Source organism: Burkholderia sp. Ac-20384, assembly GCF_017104605.1.
GTDB lineage: Bacteria > Pseudomonadota > Gammaproteobacteria > Burkholderiales > Burkholderiaceae > Burkholderia > Burkholderia lata.
On the sequence record NZ_JAAGPE010000220.1, the window covers coordinates 1 to 16,264 of the forward strand.

The following is a 16,264-nucleotide window of genomic DNA, read 5'->3' on the forward strand; positions in this document are numbered from 1 at the left end:
TCGCTGGGCGGCGGCTTCCGCGGCGGCGGTCGCGCTGGCGTGGCGCTGCTGCGCAGCCTCGGCATCGGCGGCAGCGGCCGTGTGGCGTTGTGCGGCGGCTTGCGCTTCGGTTTCCGCGGCGGCATGACGCTCTGCTGCGGCCTGGGCTTCCGTTGCGGCGGCGCGCGCGAAGGCTTCCGCGCTGCGGGCCGCCTGCTGCGCGGCGTGGTGATCGTGGAGCAGCTGATCGACGCCCATGGTGAGCGAAGCGATCTGATCGTTCAGGTTCATGCGTGTCTTCTCTGCGTAAGACCCGCGATTTTAACCGCTGCGCCGGTAGCGGGCCGCGCGGGACGTGTAACAAAGTGCGCAAAGCGGCGTGAAGCACGCCGCTTTGTGTTACTTCAGGTAGCCCGCGGAGCCGAACCAGTCGAGCGCATCGCGCAGCCCTTCGCGGTACGGGCGCGCACGGTAGCCAAGCTCGCGCTCGGCCTTCGCGGACGTGAAATACATCTTGTTCTTCGACATCCGCAGCCCGTCCACGGTGACGAACGGCTCCTTCTTCGTGAACTTCGCGACCGCTTCCGCCCCGACCGCGAGCGGGTAGAGCGGCCAGCGCGGCAGCGCGATCGTCGGCGCCTTGCGGCCCGTCATCTGTGCGATGTCGGCGAGCATCTGCTGCAGCGGCAGGTTCTCGCCGCCGAGGATGTAGCGCTCGCCGATCCGGCCGCGCTCGAGCGCGAGGAAGTGGCCGTGCGCGACGTCGTCCACATGCACGAGGTTCAGCCCCGTGTCGACGAACGCGGGAATCTTGCCGAGCGCGGCTTCGACGATGATGCGGCCGGTGGGCGTCGGCTTCACGTCGCGCGGGCCGATCGGCGTCGACGGATTGACGATCACGGCCGGCAGCCCTTCGTCGGCGATCATCCGCTCGACCGCGCGTTCCGCGAGCACCTTGCTGCGCTTGTAGACGCCGATCGCCTGCTCGGCCGTGAGCGGCCGGTTTTCGTCGGACGGATCGCCGGCGCTCGTCACCTTCAGCGTCGCGACGCTGCTCGTGTAGACGATCCGCTCGACGCCTTCCGCGCGCGCCGCGCGCATCGTCGCGACCGCGCCCTCGAGGTTCGCGCGCTCGATCTCGTCGGGATCGGGTGCCCACAGCCGGTAGTCGGCCGCCACGTGCAGCAGGTAGCGCACGCCGCGCAGCGCGGCGCGCATCGACGCCTCGTCGCGCATGTCGCCGGTGACGATCTCGGCGTCGAGGTCCGCCACGTTCGTGCGCGGGCTGGTCGGGCGCACGAGCACGCGCACCGCATAGCCTTTCTGCTGCGCAATGCGTGCGACGGCCGAGCCGACGAAGCCGGACGCGCCGGTGACGAGAACGAGATCGCGGGAGGTATCAGTCATGCGTTTCCTTCAGGGCCGCGCGCGAGCGGCGCGGCGGTTGAGCATCGGCGAGATTGTACGTGGTCGGCGCGGGCGGCGACGCAAGGCCGTGACGGGGGCGAACCGGCTCCGGCCCGTGTGCGAAGCGGCCGACGCGACTACAATGCCGGGCTTGAATGCAACGGGAGGGCGACGCGATGAGCCGCAATGAACTGGACGAACGGATCGAGACCTACTACGTGCGGGTGCGCGGCGTCGTGCAGGGCGTCGGCTTCCGTCATGCGACGGTGCGCGAGGCGCATGCGCTGAAGCTGCGCGGCTGGGTCGCGAATCTCGAGGACGGCACCGTCGAGGCGATGATCCAGGGCTCCGGCGCGCAGATCGATCGGATGCTCGCGTGGCTGCGCCACGGGCCGCCGGCCGCGCGCGTGACCGAGGTGACGTTCGAGGAACGCCAGACCGAAAGGCGCTTCGAGCGCTTCCAGCAGCAGTAAGAGGCACGGAACGATCATGACGGGGTATCCGGAGGCCGGGCGCGGCCTCATGTTGTCGGTGACGGCGTCGATGCTGTTCGCGCTGATGTCCGCCTACGCGAAACTGCTCGCGCCGCTCACGGGGCTCGACATCTTCGCGTGGCGCGTGTTGTGGACCGCACCGGGCGCGCTCGCGCTGATCGCGCTGCGCGGCCGCTTGCCCGCGCTCGTCGACCTCCTGCGGCGCAGCGTGCGCGACTGGCGTCTGCTGATTGCGCTGCCGGTGAGCGCCGCGCTGCTCGGCGTGCAGTTGTGGCTGTTTCTTTGGGCGCCGCTGCACGGCCGCATGCTCGAAGTGTCGCTCGGCTATTTCCTGCTGCCGCTGACGATGGTGCTCGTCGGCCGCTTCTACTATCACGAGCGGCTCGATCCGCTGCAATGGGCGGCGGTCGCGTGCGCCGCGCTCGGCGTTGCGCACGAAGTGTGGGCGACGCGCGCGTTCGCGTGGCCGACGCTCGTCGTCGCGCTCGGCTATCCGCCGTATTTCGTGCTGCGCCGGCGGATCAACGCCGATTCGCTCGCCGCGTTCGCGGTCGAGATCGCGCTGCTGTGCCCGATCGCGTTCGCGATGGTCGCGACGAGCACGACGCACGTCGCCGATCATCCGCTGCTGTGGGCCGTGCTGCTGCCGGGCCTCGGCGTGCTCAGCACGCTCGCGCTCGCGAGCTACCTGAAGGCGAGCCGGATGCTGCCGATGGCGCTGTTCGGGATTCTCGGCTACGTCGAACCGGTGTTGCTCGTCGCGGTGTCGCTGCTGCTGCTCGGCGAGACGCTGAGCGTCGCGAAGCTCGCGACGTACGGGCCGATCTGGGTCGCCGTCGCGCTGACCGCGTGGCACAGCGCGATGCTGATGCGGCGCCTGCCCGCACGCGGATAAACGTCGATCGCGATGCGGCGGCTGCGTGCAGCATGCCGCGTCGCGCATCGCAAAACGGCGGCGCCGCAGCGGTCGAACCCATCGATGTTGACCGCAAGCTGGCGTCGCGCTGGCATGAGTCTGGCGACGCTGCCCGCTTTGTGCCACAAGGCTCGCGCCTGTAATCGAACAGAAGATTCGGTTGCACTTTGTTACTTAGGGTCTCCCCGGATCGGCCATTAGACTGGCCTCACCGACTTCCCTTCGTATGCAGCCTTTCAATGAACGGTCATCTCCGTGCCTGGCCGGCCGGGTTGGCGCGATGCGAGCATACGCGTATCGCCGCTGATTCCGCTCGCCTTCTCCTTCCCGATCCATTCGCCGGTGCGCGCTGCACCGCCGTCGTGCAGGTGTGCTCATGTCGTTGAGCCCGCCGCCTTCCGCCACCTTTCCACCGTCGCGCAGCGGCCGCCTGATCGAAGTCGATTTCTTCCGCGGCATCGTGCTGTTGATGATCGTCGTCGATCACATCGGCGCGAGCGTGCTGTCGCGCGTCACGCTGCACGCGTTCGCGCTGTGCGACGCGGCCGAGGTCTTCGTCTTTCTCGGCGGCTTCGCGACCGCGAGCGCCTATGGCGCGATCGCCGAGCGACACGGCGCGCGCGCCGCGCAAAAGCGCTTCGTGCGCCGCGCGATGCAGATCTACCGCGCGTTTCTCGCGACCTCGACGCTGATGCTCGTCGTGTCGGCCGTGCTCGACCACTACGGGATCGATGCGCCGAACCTCGCACTCGACGACGTCAGCGTGATGCTCGCCTCGCCGCTCACGGGCGCAGCCGAGTTGCTGACGTTCCAGCGCCAGCCCTATCTCGCGTCGGTGCTGCCGATGTACGTGCTGTTCGCGCTCGCGTCGCCGGTGCTCGTGCCGTTCGCGCGCCGGCATCCGTGGCTGCTGGTCGCGCTCAGCATCGCGTCGTGGCTGACGGCGGGCTGGCTCGGCCCCGAGCTGCTGGATACCGACGGATTCCGCTGGAGTTTCAATCCGTTCGCGTGGCAACTGATGTTCGTGGCCGGCGTGCTCGCGCGCTGCCAGCCGTTCTATCGGCGCATCGCGCTCGGGCGCTGGGGGGCCGCCGCGACCGGGCTCGCGTGCGCGATCGTGCTCGGCTGCGCGAGCTACAAGCTGTTCTCGGGGTTGCCGCTGCCGGAAGGCGTGTTCAAGCGCGATCTCGCGCTGCCGCGCGTCGTGAGCTTCGCGGCCATCGCGTGGCTGATGGCCGATTGCGTGCGCTTCGGCTGGATCGCGCGGATCGCGCAGGGTGTGCGCCCCGTCGTGGCCGTGGGCCAGCGCGGGCTGATCTGCTTCGTCGCAGGCGCGGCGATCTCGCTCGTCATCGATTCGCTATTGCATCCGCTCGTGCGGAGTGCCGATCTGCGGCAGGTCGGCGTGGGCCTCGTGGCCGACGCGTGCGCGCTCGGGCTGATGATGGCCGTGGCCGGTTCGGGAACGTGGATCGCGCGGTGGCGCAGCGCGGCTGCTTGAGCGGCGCGGGAGGCGGCGCGTGCGGCACCGAATGTGCCGCGCGGCGTCAGTGAGGTGAGCCGATACGGGAGCGGGGAACGGCGGTGGCGTCGTCGGATTCGGCGTCGTCGCGTTCGTCGGGCGCCGGATCGTCGCGTTCCGCGAGTACCGCGTCGGCTTCGGCTGCGGCTCGCGCGGCGCGTATCGCGGTGCAGCGCTGAGCGTGCCGGATGTCCGACAGTATCCTCAAGAGCCGCATTGTTCTGCTTTTCATGGTCCTCTCCCGCCAGTGCGCATCTCGCGAAGCGGATGCGCTTCCTGCAACCAGTGTAGGACGCGTTCGCGTGACTGGCGGGAGAATGTGGCGTGCAGGCCGCACGCCGAGGGATATTACTTACTGCGCGGCGGCGACGCCCTGCGTCTGCAGTGCTTCTTCGCGACGCTCTTCCGCACAACGCTGGTGCTGACGCGACAGGCGATTCATCAGCGGCAGCAGCAGCAGCGCGAGCACCATGCCGATCGCGGCGAGCCAGCCGAGCTTCTCGAACAGCGACAGGTACAGCGGCAGCGATTCGGTGGCCGGCAGGTCGTGCGACGGCATCTGCGCGAAGTTCGCGACGACGCTGCCCAGATACTGCGACACGCCCGTCGCGACGAAGTACGCACCCATCATGAAGCCGCTCATGCGCGCCGGCACGTAGCGGGCGATCATCGCGAGGCCGAGGCCGCTCACCAGCAGTTCGCCGAGCGAGTAGAGGCCGTAGCCCCACACCATGAACCACGACGACACGCGGCCGTCGATCGCGTAGCGGCCGCTGATCGTGAACACCAGGTAGCCTGCGGCCACTGCACCGAAGCCGAGCGCGTATTTCGCGGCGACCGGCAGGTCACGGCCGCTTTTCGCGACGGCGTTGTAGACCCACACGAGCACCGGGCTCAGCAGCATGATCCAGATCGGGTTCAGCGCCTGGAACTGCGCGGCGCTCCACGTGAACAGCGTCGTGTCGAACAGCATGAAGCGCGGATCGACGTTGCGCAGCGCGAACAGCGTCAGCGACGTCGACATCTGCACGTAGAAGATGAAGAACAGGATCACCTGGCCGATCAGCACGAGCGCCGCGATCAGGCCGGCACGCTCCGAGCGCTCCGACTTCGCGATCATGTATGCGAAGATCGCGAGGATCGCGAACGCTGCCGTCCACACGCTGGCGACGGCGAGCTGCTTGTGCTGCAGCACGTACAGCGTGATCAGCGCGAGCCCGACGCCGCCCAGCGCGACCGCGCCGAGGCGCTTCCAGCGGATCGGCTGGTCGTCCGGCAGCGAGCCGACGTGCGCGAGCGTGCGATGCATCAGCATGAAGTTGAGGATCGCGAGCAGCATGCCGCCGCAGCAGACCGCGAACGCGGTGTGCCAGCCCCAGTGATCCTTGATCCACGGCGTCGCGAGCATCGACACCGTCGAGCCGATGTTGACTGCCATGTAGTAGATCGTGAACGCGCTGTCGATGCGCGCGTCGTCGCCTTCATAGATACGGCGCACGAGGTTCGCCGCATTGGCCTTGAACAGGCCGTTACCGACGACGATCACGCCGAGCGACGTATACATGTACGTCAGGTGATCGTTCGGTACTGCGAGCATCAGGTAGCCGGCGCACAGCACGGACGCGCCGATGATCATCGTGCGGCGGGCGCCGAGCACCTTGTCGCCGATCCAGCCGCCGATCGACGGCGCGGCATAGACGAGTGCGGTGAACGCACCCCAGGTCAGGTTCGCATGGCTGTCGGTGAAACCGAGCCGGTCGACCATGAAGAGGACCAGGAGCGCGGCCATGCCGTAGTAGCCGAAGCGCTCCCACATTTCGATGAGGAAGACCGTCGTGAACGATCGGGTTTGTGAAACAGGTGGTTGCATCATCAATCTCGTTTGAAACGGACGGCACGGATCGCGCGTCGTCTAGGGGTCGAACTGGCGCCGGTGCACAATGGGCCGGGTAGGCTTCGTGCTGGCGATGGAACAGTCGGGCGGTTAGCCCGGGCCGGGGTCTGACTCCGCCTGGTGTGGCGGGGAGGGGCCCCGACCGGCGCGCGCATGGTAGCGGCTACCGGTCCGGTGCGTCACGTATCTGCCACCTAGGGAAACTCCTAATGTGGCAGTAGCTTTCAGGAACATTCGTCTCATCATCTAGTTGTAAGCTTTCGCGCCGGCCATCCGAAGATTCCCGGAGAGCCGCTTGCAGCTTGCCTGTGAAGCCGGCGAGTCTGGCAAGATAGCGCGTCATTTCGCTCGTCTCGTGTCCCGTTTAGTGCACCGGGCTCAACACCGAAGACGTGTGCGAACCCGAAGACTAAGCTATATCGTTCTAACTTAGTTATTTTCCATCAAACATTTTTTGACGATCACTTTTCGGCCTGCTATGGTTCCCCCCACTGAAAACTCGCGGTCTGCAAACGCTACCGCCGCACTGGGCAGCAAGATTCGCGCGTTGCGCCAACGACTGAAGCGCACGCTCGACGACACCGCTACCGCCGCGGGGATTTCGAAGCCGTTTCTGTCTCAAGTCGAACGCGGGCTCGCGTCGCCGTCGCTGACATCGTTGGCCGGTATCGCGCACGCGCTCGGTGTGACGGTGCAGTACTTTGTGGATACGCCGAGCGAGGAACGCTCGGTTTGCCGAGGCGAGCAGCTGCGCTTCTTCGGGTTTGCCGATTCGGCGAACCTGTTCGCGCGGCTGACGAACGTATCCGAAGGGCGCCAGCTGGAGGCGATCCTCGTGAGGATGCCGCCGGGGCAGAAGCGGTCGGAGGTGACGACACATGCAGGAGAGGAGTTCCTGTATGTGATTGAAGGGGAAGTGTCGCTGACGCTGGAAGGCAAGACGTTCGTCCTGCAGGCCGGTGACAGCTCGCACTATCAGTCGACGGTCCCGCACAGCTGGGTCAACACCGCGAAGATCGAGTCGGTGGTGGTCTGGGTCGGTACACCGAGGCTGTTCTAACGCACAGGTATTCCTTCGTTTCGAAGACGGAATGCCTGTCGAAAGAAACGTAAGGAATACTAAAATGCAATACGAGAATCACGGGCCTCCTCAATCGCTGCACCCGTCAGCGTCTCACGCGTAATCCGCGGCATCCGCCGCGCGACGCTCACCGAACAACCCTTCTCAAGACTGCCACGATGAAATCCTTGCATGCCATGTCGGCCGTGCTGGCCGCGCTCGCCCTGACGCCTGTCGCCCACGCCGTTACCGTTCCGTCGAACGTCGCGCTCGCTCCTCAACAGGACCTGACGCGACAGGTGCCCGCCGAAGTCGAGTCGCTCGACCCGGCGCACATCGAGTCGTGGACCGGCAACACGATCGGCCTCGACCTGTTCGAAGGGCTGGCCCGCATCGATGCAGCCGGCCAGGTCGTGCCGGGTGTCGCGCTGTCGTGGGAACACAAGACGCCGACGACGTGGATCTTCAAGCTTCGCCGTGACGCGAAGTGGAGCAACGGCCAGCCGGTGACGGCCGCCGATTTCGTCTATTCGTGGCAGCGCCTCGTCGATCCGAAGACGGGCTCGAAATACACGATCCTCGTCGAGTTCGTGAAGAACTCGAAGGACATCATCGCGGGCAAGGCCGCGCCGTCGACGCTCGGCGTGCGCGCCGTCGATCCGTACACGCTCGAGGTGACGACCGACGTGCCGGTCGCGTTCTTCCCCGAGCTGACCGCGATGGCGCCGCTCGTGCCGGTGAACAAGGACGTCGTCGCGAAGTTCGGCGACGCGTGGACGCGCCCGGGCAACATCGTCAGCAACGGTGCATACCAGCTCGTCGACTGGCAGCCGAACAACCGCATCGTCGTGACGAAGGACGCGAAGTACTGGAACGCGTCGAAGGTCGTGATCAACAAGGTCACGTTCCTGCCGATCGAAAGCGACGAAACCGCGATGCGCATGTACCAGGCCGGCCAGATCGACTACAGCTACTCGATCCCGTCGGGCATCTTCCAGCAGGTCAGCAAGCAGTTCGGCGGCGAACTGCGCCCGGGCCTGCAGCTTGCAACCTACTACTACTACCTGAACAACAGCGACCCGGCACTGAAGGACAAGCGCGTGCGCCAGGCGCTGTCGATGGTGATCGATCGCGACGTGCTGACGTCGAAGCTCACGCAGGCCGGCGAGAAGCCGATGTACGGCCTGATGCCGAAGGGCACGAAGGGTGTGCAGCCGTTCACGCCGGAATGGGCGTCGTGGCCGATGGCCAAGCGCGTCGACGCCGCGAAGAACCTGCTGAAGCAGGCCGGCTACTCGGACGCGAAGCCGCTGTCGTTCACGCTGACGTACAACACCAACGACTTGCACAAGAAGGTCGCGCTGTTTACCGCGTCGGAATGGCGCACGAAGCTCGGCATCAACACGAAGCTCGAGAACGTCGAGTTCAAGGTGCTGATGAAGGAGCGGCATGACGGCAAGGTGCAGATCGCGCGCGACGGCTGGTTCGCCGACTACAACGACGCGATGACCTTCTTCGACCTGATCCGCTGCGGCAGCTCGCAGAACACCGTCGGCTACTGCAACAAGCAGGTCGACACGTACGTCGAGGACGGCAACCAGAAGCTCGACGACAAGTCGCGCGCCGCACTGCTCACGCAGGCGCACGACACGGCGATGAACGACACGCCGATGGTGCCGCTGTTCCAGTACTCGGCGGACCGTCTCGTGAAGCCCTATGTGGGCGGCTACTCGCTGAAGAACGTGATCGACATGCGTGCTTCGCAGGACATGTACCTGATCAAGCACTGAGCGGAGCGATCATGCTGGCCTACGCACTGAGGCGCACGTTGTGGGCGGTGCCGACGATCCTCGCGGTCGTCACCGTCTGCTACCTGCTCCTGCATTTCACGCCCGGCGGCCCGTTCGATACGGAGAAGCAGCTGTCCGCGGCAACGCTCGCGAACCTGAATGCGAAGTATCACCTCGACGAGCCGCTGTGGAAGCAGTACCTGATGTACCTGAACGCGCTGCTGCACGGCGATCTCGGCCCGTCGTTCCGCTACGTCGACTGGTCCGTGAACGATCTCGTGAAGAAAGCGCTGCCCGTGAGCCTCGGCGTGGGCGGCGTGTCGATCCCGATCTCGATCGGGTGCGGCGTGTTGCTCGGCACCATCGCGGCCGTGCGCCGCGACAGCTTCATCGACCGCTTCGTGATGCTGATCGGCAACTTCGGCAACGTCATCCCGCCGTTCGTGCTCGGCCCCGTGCTCGTCTGGATCTTCGCGATCCTGCTGAAGACGTCGTCGGGCAACGGCTGGCTGCCGGCGGGCGGCTGGGGTGACGGCGGCTGGCAGTACCGGCTGCTGCCGATCGTGCTGCTGACCTTCATCAACATGTCGCTGCTCGCACGCGTGATGCGCGGCTCGATGATCGAGACGCTGTCGAGCAACTACATCCGCACCGCGCGCGCGAAGGGCCTGCCGGGCTCGACGATCGTGCTGCGCCACGCGCTGAAGCCCGCGCTGATGCCGGTCGTGTCGCTGTTCGGCACGGTCTGCATCTCGTCGATCACGGCCGCCGTCGTCACCGAATCGGTGTTCGCGCTGCCGGGGCTCGGGCAGCTCGTCGTGAACGGTGCCATCAACCGCGACTACACGCTGGTGCTCGGCCTCGTCGTGCTGACGACCGTCTGCGCGGTGCTGTTCAACCTGCTGGTCGACCTCGCGTACGCGTGGCTCGATCCGCGCATCCGTTATTGATCGAGGCACAGCGATGACTCCGACTACTCCTGTCGTCGGCCTGCCCGTGCAGACCGACTCGCCGCCGCGTTCGCGCTCGCCGCTCTCGCTTGCGATGGCGCGCTTCCTTCACAACCGTGCGGCCGTGTTCAGCCTCGTGCTGCTCGTGCTGATCACGCTCACGTGTTTCGTCGGCCCGTGGCTGCTCGCGGCCGATCCCGCCGCGAGCGACTGGGGCTCGATCAGCCTGCCGCCGACCTGGGCGAACCAGCACTGGTTCGGCACCGACGAGCTCGGCCGCGACCTGCTGGTGCGTACGCTGATCGGCGGCCGCGTGTCGATCGAGGTTGGCCTGCTCGGCACGCTCGTGTCGGGCCTGTTCGGCGTCGCGTGGGGCGCGACCGCGGGCTTCGCGGGCGGCCGCGTCGACTCCGTGATGATGCGCATCGTCGACATGATGTACGCGATCCCGTACCTGTTGATCGCGATCCTGATGATGACCCTGTTCGGCCGCTCGTTCATGCTGGTCGTGCTGACCATCAGTGCGTTCTCGTGGATCGACATGGCGCGTGTCGTGCGCGGCCAGACGCTGTCGCTGCGCAGCCGCGAGTTCGTCGATGCGGCGCGTGCGATCGGCGTGTCGCCGGCATCGATCGTGCTGCGCCACATCGTGCCGAACCTGCTCGGCGTGGTCGTCGTGTATGCGACGGTCTCGGTGCCGGGCATCGTGCTGACCGAATCGGTGCTGTCGTTCCTCGGCCTCGGCGTGCAGGAACCGATGACGAGCTGGGGCGTGCTGATCCAGGACGGCGCGCAGAAACTGGAATCGATGCCGTGGCTGCTGCTGGCCCCGGCCGTCATGCTGTGCGTGACGCTCTACTGCGTGAACTTCGTCGGCGATGGCCTGCGTGACGCGCTCGACCCGAAGGATCGCTGAAATGGCAGCCCTACTAGAAGTAGACAACCTCGGCGTGCGCTTCACGCGCAGGGACGCGCCGCCGGTCGACGCCGTGAGCGGCGTGTCGTTCGCGCTCGAAGCCGGCAAGACGCTCGGCATCGTCGGCGAATCGGGCTCGGGCAAGAGCCAGACCGTGATGGCGATGCTCGGCCTGCTGGCCGGCAACGGCTCGACGACCGGCGCTGCGCGCTATCGCGGCGACAACTTGCTGGAGATGGATTCGCGTGCGCTGAACAAGGTGCGCGGCGACCGGATCGCGATGATCTTCCAGGATCCGATGACGTCGCTCAATCCGTTCCTGACGATCGAGCGGCAGATGACCGAGACGCTGCAGCTGCATCGCAAGCTGTCGCGCAAGGAAGCCACGAAGCGCGCGATCGAGGCGCTCGAATCGGTGCGCATCCCCGACGCGGCACGCCGCATCCGCATGTATCCGCACGAGTTCTCGGGCGGCATGCGCCAGCGCGTGATGATCGCGATGGCGCTGCTGTCCGAGCCGGAAATCCTGATCGCCGACGAACCGACCACCGCGCTCGACGTGACCGTGCAGGCACAGATCATCGACCTGCTGCGCGAGCTGAACCGCGAGCGCGGCACCGCGATCGTGCTGATCACGCACGACATGGGCGTGGTCGCGGGCCTCGCGGACGACGTGATGGTCATGTATGCGGGCCGCACCGTCGAATACGCGCCGGCCGAATCGATCTTCGCGGCGCCGTCGCATCCGTACACGATCGGCCTGCTCAACGCGCTGCCGCGCCTGACCGACGCGGACGATGCGCCGCTCGTCGCGATTCCCGGCAACCCGCCGATGCCCGGCACCGCGCCGGCTGGCTGCGCGTTCGCGAAGCGCTGCACGTATGCGGAAGAACGCTGCGGCGCGGCGCGCCCCGCGCTCGAAACCTATGGCGCCGTGGGCGCGGTGCGCGCGTGCCACCGTCCCGTGGCCGATCTGACGGGAGGTCTGCGATGAGCGTCAATGAACGCCGTAATGCCGGCGCGACGGACGACACGCTGCTGTCCGTCGACGGTTTGAAAGTGCACTTCCGCGTGCCGCTCGGCGGCTATCCGTGGTCGCCGAAGGGGACGCTGCGCGCCGTCGACGGCGTGTCGTTCGACGTGAAGCGCGGCGAGACGGTCGGGCTCGTCGGCGAATCGGGCTGCGGGAAGTCGACGCTCGCGCGTGCGCTGATCGGCCTCGTGCCGATGACGGCCGGCACGGTGAAATGGCGCGGCGAAGCCGTGGCGCCCGATCACCTGCGCGGCACCACGATGCGGCGCGAAGTGCAGATGATCTTCCAGGATCCGCTCGCGTCGCTCGATCCGCGCATGACGATCGAACAGGTCGTCGCGGAGCCGCTCGTCACGCACCAGTCCGGCCTCGGTCGCACCGAGGTGCGCCGCCGCGTCGTCACGATGCTCGAACGCGTCGGCCTGAACGCGCATCACCTGCTGCGTTATCCGCACGAGTTTTCCGGCGGGCAGTGCCAGCGCGTCGGCATCGCACGCGCACTGATCGGCGAGCCGAAGCTCGTGATCTGCGACGAACCCGTATCGGCGCTCGACGTGTCGATCCAGGCGCAGATCGTGAACCTGCTGCGCGATCTTCAACGCGAACTGTCGTTGTCCTATCTGTTCGTTGCGCACGATCTGGCGGTGGTGAAGGCCATCAGCCAGCGTGTGCTCGTGATGTATCTCGGCCGCGTGATGGAGTTCGGCACGCGGCATGACGTGTACGGCGTGCCTCAACACCCGTACACGAAGGCGCTGCTCGATGCGGCGCCGACGCCGGAGCCGGCGCGCGAGCGTGCTCGCCGTCCGATGCTGCTGGCGGGCGAGATGCCCTCGCCGCTCAACCCGCCGTCCGGCTGTGCGTTCCGCACGCGCTGTCCGGTTGCGATCGAAGCGTGCGCGCAGGACGTGCCGCTGCCGGAAGTTCGGCAGGGGTCGGCCGCGCGTGTCGCGTGCATCCGCGCGGGTGTGGCGTGAGCTGAAGTGACGCAGCAAACATAACCAAGGCAGGTCAACAGGGGTAGGTGCGGCGCGAACGATCTTCGCGCCGCGGGTACAGGCGCGTCCTTAACCGGGCGCGCCGGGGGGCCGGGCGCGGATCGCAACCGGCGTGGACGATATCAACACAAGACGAGAATTACGATGAAAAAACAGAAGACGATCGGGACGGCATCGAAAATGCTGCTTGCGTGGGGGCTGCCGGCACTCGCCGGTGTCTCGCTGACGGGCGTCGCGCACGCCGACGACGCGGCCCCCGCCCCGCTGACGGTCGCTCAGGCCGCACCGGGCACGACCGTTGCGCAGGCAACGACCCCGAACGCCATTGTCAACGCCGAAGCGAACCAGGCCGTCACGCCGCCCGACGAGCCGTCGGCTCAGTCGCAGTCGAAGGGCTTCATTGCCGACAGCCACCTCAACTTCCTGTTCCGCAACTATGCCGACGTGCTCGACGCGAAGGGCGGGCCGCATCGTCACGCGTGGGTCCAGGGCGCGATGGCGAACTTCGAGTCGGGCTATACGACGGGCCTGATCGGTATCGGTTTCGACGCATCGCTGTATGCGGCGCTGAAGCTCGACGGCGGCCAGGGCGCCGGCAGCATGGTGCACATCGCCAAGGGCGGCGGTGGCGGCAACCAGCTCGCCTGGGCCTATCCCGGCATCTACGACGTGAAGGTGCGCATCTCGAACACGGTGGTCAAGTACGGTCTGCAGGCCGTCGACAACCCGTTCATGGAGCAGCACGACAACCGTGCGCTGCCGCCGACGTTCCTCGGTACGACGATCGTCAGCAATGAATTCAAGAACGTGATGCTCGAAGGCGGTAGCTTCACGAAGACCGATGCACGTGGTCACACGACGCTCACCAACCTGACGACGCAGTACGGCGGCACGCGCATCAATCGCCTGTCGTATGTCGGCGGTACGTGGGACTACTCACCGAATGGCGAAGTCGCGCTGTACGCGAACCAGGCCGACGACGTGTGGCACCAGTACTACGCGTCGTTGAAGCACAGCATCGGCAGCCCGCAGACGATCAAGTGGACGGGCTTCGGTAACGTCTACTCGACGCACGATACGGGCGATGCGCTGCAAGGCAAGATCAACAACAACGCATACAGCCTGTCGCTGGCCGCGCAGCACGGCCCGCACGAGCTGCTGCTCGGCTTCCAGCAGGTGCTCGGCGACCAGTTCTTCGACTACCTGAACGAAACGAACGGCATCTTCCTGACCAACTCGATGGACGTCGACTACAACGCGCCGCACGAAAAATCGCTGCAGCTGCGTTACACGTTCTACGGCAAGGAAGCGGGCCTGCCGGGCTTCAAGGCGATGGTCTGGGGCGTGACGGGCTGGGGTGCGGACGGCAGCGCGGGTGCGGCGAACGACCCGAGCAAGTCGAGCATCTACTGGAGCAACGGCGCGCCGGTGCAGGGCCGTCACCACGAGTTCGGCTTCATCCCGTCGTACACGTTCCAGAGCGGCAAGCTGAAGGACACGAAGGTCACGTTCATCGCGATGTGGCACGCCGGTTCGGCACACTACTCGGACGCGACGAACACCGAGTACCGTCTGGTCGTGAACCTGCCGCTGCACGCGTTCTGATCGAAGGGGGCGCAGGCGCCCCCGCATCGCACGGCCGGCCTTCGATCGAAACGATCAGGCCGGCTTGTGCAGCCCCGCGACCGGATCGTTCGCAGCGGGCATGTCTTCCACGAGCGACGTGAGCTGGCGGCCCGTATCGCGCCATGCGTCGAGGCCGCCGCGCAGCGCGAGCGCATCGGTGAAGCCTGCGTCGAGCAGGCGCTTCGCCATCAACGCGGCCGTGAACTCGTTCGGGCACGAGCAGTACACGACGAACTTCTGCGAGAACGGATAGCGCGCGACGATGTCGCCGATCTGGCGTTCGTCCGCGAACTGCGCACCGGGAATCGTGAACGGGTCGAGCTTGCGGTGCTCGGGCGAGCGTACGTCGAGGACCACCGGCGCGGACGTATCGCGCAGCATCGCGTCGAGCTCGTCGACGCCGACCCGCGCGCTCGCGAGCTGGCGGATCAGCGCGCGGCGGCGCATCCAGCGGATCGCCGCGTACACCGCGAGCACCGCGACGGCCACCAGCAGCGCCACGCGGCCGAGCTGGCCGGCACCGGCGAACAGCCAGTCGATCTGGCGATAGAACATCACCCCGATCACCAGCCCGACGATCGTCCACAGCGCGGCGCCGAGCGCATCGTAGCCGACGAACGTGCGGTAGCGCGTGCCGAATGCGCCGGCCATCGGCACCGACACGAGCGACAGCCCCGGAATGAAGCGCGCGACCGCGAGCACGCGCACGCCGTAGCGGCCGAAGAAGCGTTCGGTTTTCTTCACGCAGCTGTCACGCGACAGCGATAGCCGGCAGATCGTTTTCAGCGTCGTGCCGCCGAAGCGCCGGCCGGCGAGGTACCAGACCGTATCGCCGATCAGTGCGCCGAGCACCGACAGCGCGACCACCGTGACCAGTTGCGAGCCGATCATCGCCGGATGCATCGCGGACATCGCGCCGAACAGCACGAGCGTCGGCATCGCGGGCACCGGCAGCCCGATGGCCGCTGCGAGCACGTTGGCGAAGACGAGAAGCGGCCCGTATTGGGCGACGAGGTCACGAAGGAGCATGACGGCTGGCCGAAAAGGAAACGCGTGCGGAAGGCACGCAGATGGGCCGATTATCGGCCTTTTTCAAGTCAGCGGAGGGAATAACACAAAGCGCCTGACGGCGGCAGGGAGATGTCGGTGAGCCGGCGCGTTGCGCGCGGCTCACCGCCCAAAATCAGGAAGAGGTGCGGGCCAGCGACGCGGCGCCGTGGTTTTCGCCGGGCAGCTCGGCGCCATGCGAGCGGATCGCCGCGATCAGTTCGGCCGGCGTGATCTCGTAGCGGACTTCGCGGTGGATGCCGGGCTTGCGTTCGTCGATCTCGATCAGCAGCACGCTCTTGCCGTCGCCGGTTGCTTCGAGCCGGAGCGAGCGCAATTCGCGGCCGTCGGCCGGGTCGTGTTCGGTGAGCAGGGTCATTGCCCCGGATGAGCCGGTAGTGCGCATCGAACCTATCCTCGTATCGTGGATGCCGTAGTGGCGAAGATGTCTTTGTTGAATACAGCTTGACGCAGTTTAACGCGAACGGGCCGCAATTCGGAGCATTTTCGAGGGGTGAAATGAGGGCTGAACCACCTATCCTTCTGATGTTTGAGCCGCGCGGGGCGGGCGTTTGCGGCGGATCGGGCGCAGCCGCGGACGGCGCCTGACCGCCGTTCGCGGCCGGCCCAGC

General features: G+C 66.6%; 15 protein-coding genes and 1 pseudogene. 10 read left to right on the forward strand and 6 right to left on the reverse strand.

The features are described 5' to 3' along the window. Positions 1-270: pseudogene (locus tag G3O00_RS29995) on the reverse strand (phage tail protein); the annotation flags it as partial. Positions 271-378: 108 nt separating this feature from the next. Further along, entirely contained in the window at positions 379-1,386 is a 1,008-nt protein-coding gene (gene hpnA, locus G3O00_RS30000; RefSeq protein ID WP_011353724.1) for a hopanoid-associated sugar epimerase, read from the reverse strand. 176 nt (positions 1,387-1,562) lie between these two features. Here hpnA and G3O00_RS30005 point away from each other — a divergent pair, with 176 nt between their 5' ends. The 3 genes from G3O00_RS30005 (at position 1,563) to G3O00_RS30015 (ending at position 4,297) form a co-directional block, all read left to right on the forward strand. Next, positions 1,563-1,859: an acylphosphatase gene (locus G3O00_RS30005; RefSeq protein WP_041493146.1), complete on the forward strand. Its 297-nt coding sequence runs from the start codon at positions 1,563-1,565 to the stop codon at positions 1,857-1,859. 16 nt (positions 1,860-1,875) lie between these two features. After that, positions 1,876-2,775, forward strand: coding sequence for an EamA family transporter RarD (gene rarD, locus G3O00_RS30010; protein ID WP_011353726.1), 900 nt, complete (start codon positions 1,876-1,878; stop codon positions 2,773-2,775). A 397-nt stretch (positions 2,776-3,172) separates the two neighbouring features. Then, positions 3,173-4,297, forward strand: a complete 1,125-nt coding sequence (locus G3O00_RS30015; RefSeq protein ID WP_206145188.1) for an OpgC domain-containing protein — start codon at positions 3,173-3,175, stop codon at positions 4,295-4,297. A 46-nt stretch (positions 4,298-4,343) separates the two neighbouring features. Here the strand turns inward: G3O00_RS30015 and G3O00_RS43520 are convergent, their stop codons facing one another. Together G3O00_RS43520 and G3O00_RS30020 are read right to left on the reverse strand one after the other, a co-directional pair. Further along, complete coding sequence (locus G3O00_RS43520) at positions 4,344-4,550, reverse strand: hypothetical protein (protein WP_041493147.1); 207 nt, start codon at positions 4,548-4,550, stop codon at positions 4,344-4,346. A gap of 120 nt (positions 4,551-4,670) precedes the next feature. Further along, positions 4,671-6,191, reverse strand: coding sequence for an oligopeptide:H+ symporter (locus G3O00_RS30020; protein ID WP_011353728.1), 1,521 nt, complete (start codon positions 6,189-6,191; stop codon positions 4,671-4,673). A 499-nt stretch (positions 6,192-6,690) separates the two neighbouring features. On the opposite strand from G3O00_RS30020, the gene G3O00_RS30025 reads away from it, so the two are divergent. The 7 genes from G3O00_RS30025 (at position 6,691) to G3O00_RS30055 (ending at position 14,564) form a co-directional block, all read left to right on the forward strand. Beyond that, positions 6,691-7,272: a cupin domain-containing protein gene (locus G3O00_RS30025; protein ID WP_011353729.1), complete on the forward strand. Its 582-nt coding sequence runs from the start codon at positions 6,691-6,693 to the stop codon at positions 7,270-7,272. A 179-nt stretch (positions 7,273-7,451) separates the two neighbouring features. Then, the gene (locus G3O00_RS30030; protein WP_206145189.1) at positions 7,452-9,062 is read left to right on the forward strand and encodes a peptide ABC transporter substrate-binding protein; all 1,611 of its coding nucleotides are present in this window, start codon (positions 7,452-7,454) and stop codon (positions 9,060-9,062) included. An 11-nt stretch (positions 9,063-9,073) separates the two neighbouring features. Continuing rightward, positions 9,074-10,012 carry an ABC transporter permease subunit gene (locus tag G3O00_RS30035; protein ID WP_206145190.1) on the forward strand — a complete coding sequence of 313 codons (939 nt, stop codon included), beginning with the start codon at positions 9,074-9,076 and terminating at the stop codon, positions 10,010-10,012. Positions 10,013-10,025: 13 nt separating this feature from the next. Further along, positions 10,026-10,928: an ABC transporter permease subunit gene (locus tag G3O00_RS30040; protein ID WP_011353732.1), complete on the forward strand. Its 903-nt coding sequence runs from the start codon at positions 10,026-10,028 to the stop codon at positions 10,926-10,928. 1 nt (position 10,929) lies between these two features. Further along, entirely contained in the window at positions 10,930-11,922 is a 993-nt protein-coding gene (locus tag G3O00_RS30045; protein WP_206145191.1) for an ABC transporter ATP-binding protein, read from the forward strand. After that, positions 11,919-12,938 carry an oligopeptide/dipeptide ABC transporter ATP-binding protein gene (locus G3O00_RS30050; RefSeq protein ID WP_206145192.1) on the forward strand — a complete coding sequence of 340 codons (1,020 nt, stop codon included), beginning with the start codon at positions 11,919-11,921 and terminating at the stop codon, positions 12,936-12,938. The genes G3O00_RS30045 and G3O00_RS30050 overlap by 4 nt, the downstream gene beginning before the upstream one ends. Before the next feature lie 165 nt (positions 12,939-13,103). Then, entirely contained in the window at positions 13,104-14,564 is a 1,461-nt protein-coding gene (locus G3O00_RS30055) for an OprD family porin (RefSeq protein WP_206145193.1), read from the forward strand. A gap of 54 nt (positions 14,565-14,618) precedes the next feature. On the opposite strand, the gene G3O00_RS30060 is transcribed toward G3O00_RS30055, so the two are convergent. Next, positions 14,619-15,614: a DedA family protein/thiosulfate sulfurtransferase GlpE gene (locus G3O00_RS30060; protein ID WP_011353736.1), complete on the reverse strand. Its 996-nt coding sequence runs from the start codon at positions 15,612-15,614 to the stop codon at positions 14,619-14,621. 154 nt (positions 15,615-15,768) lie between these two features. Continuing rightward, the gene (locus G3O00_RS30065; protein WP_011353737.1) at positions 15,769-16,038 is read right to left on the reverse strand and encodes a hypothetical protein; all 270 of its coding nucleotides are present in this window, start codon (positions 16,036-16,038) and stop codon (positions 15,769-15,771) included. Positions 16,039-16,264 lie beyond the last annotated feature (226 nt).

Coding starts and splice junctions, on each gene's coding strand:
- hpnA (WP_011353724.1), bottom strand. CDS start 1,386: ATGACTGATACCTCCCGCGATCTCGTTCTCGTCACCGGCGCGTCCGGC.
- G3O00_RS30005 (WP_041493146.1), top strand. CDS start 1,563: ATGAGCCGCAATGAACTGGACGAACGGATCGAGACCTACTACGTGCGG.
- rarD (WP_011353726.1), top strand. CDS start 1,876: ATGACGGGGTATCCGGAGGCCGGGCGCGGCCTCATGTTGTCGGTGACG.
- G3O00_RS30015 (WP_206145188.1), top strand. CDS start 3,173: ATGTCGTTGAGCCCGCCGCCTTCCGCCACCTTTCCACCGTCGCGCAGC.
- G3O00_RS43520 (WP_041493147.1), bottom strand. CDS start 4,550: ATGAAAAGCAGAACAATGCGGCTCTTGAGGATACTGTCGGACATCCGG.
- G3O00_RS30020 (WP_011353728.1), bottom strand. CDS start 6,191: ATGATGCAACCACCTGTTTCACAAACCCGATCGTTCACGACGGTCTTC.
- G3O00_RS30025 (WP_011353729.1), top strand. CDS start 6,691: ATGGTTCCCCCCACTGAAAACTCGCGGTCTGCAAACGCTACCGCCGCA.
- G3O00_RS30030 (WP_206145189.1), top strand. CDS start 7,452: ATGAAATCCTTGCATGCCATGTCGGCCGTGCTGGCCGCGCTCGCCCTG.
- G3O00_RS30035 (WP_206145190.1), top strand. CDS start 9,074: ATGCTGGCCTACGCACTGAGGCGCACGTTGTGGGCGGTGCCGACGATC.
- G3O00_RS30040 (WP_011353732.1), top strand. CDS start 10,026: ATGACTCCGACTACTCCTGTCGTCGGCCTGCCCGTGCAGACCGACTCG.
- G3O00_RS30045 (WP_206145191.1), top strand. CDS start 10,930: ATGGCAGCCCTACTAGAAGTAGACAACCTCGGCGTGCGCTTCACGCGC.
- G3O00_RS30050 (WP_206145192.1), top strand. CDS start 11,919: ATGAGCGTCAATGAACGCCGTAATGCCGGCGCGACGGACGACACGCTG.
- G3O00_RS30055 (WP_206145193.1), top strand. CDS start 13,104: ATGAAAAAACAGAAGACGATCGGGACGGCATCGAAAATGCTGCTTGCG.
- G3O00_RS30060 (WP_011353736.1), bottom strand. CDS start 15,614: ATGCTCCTTCGTGACCTCGTCGCCCAATACGGGCCGCTTCTCGTCTTC.
- G3O00_RS30065 (WP_011353737.1), bottom strand. CDS start 16,038: ATGCGCACTACCGGCTCATCCGGGGCAATGACCCTGCTCACCGAACAC.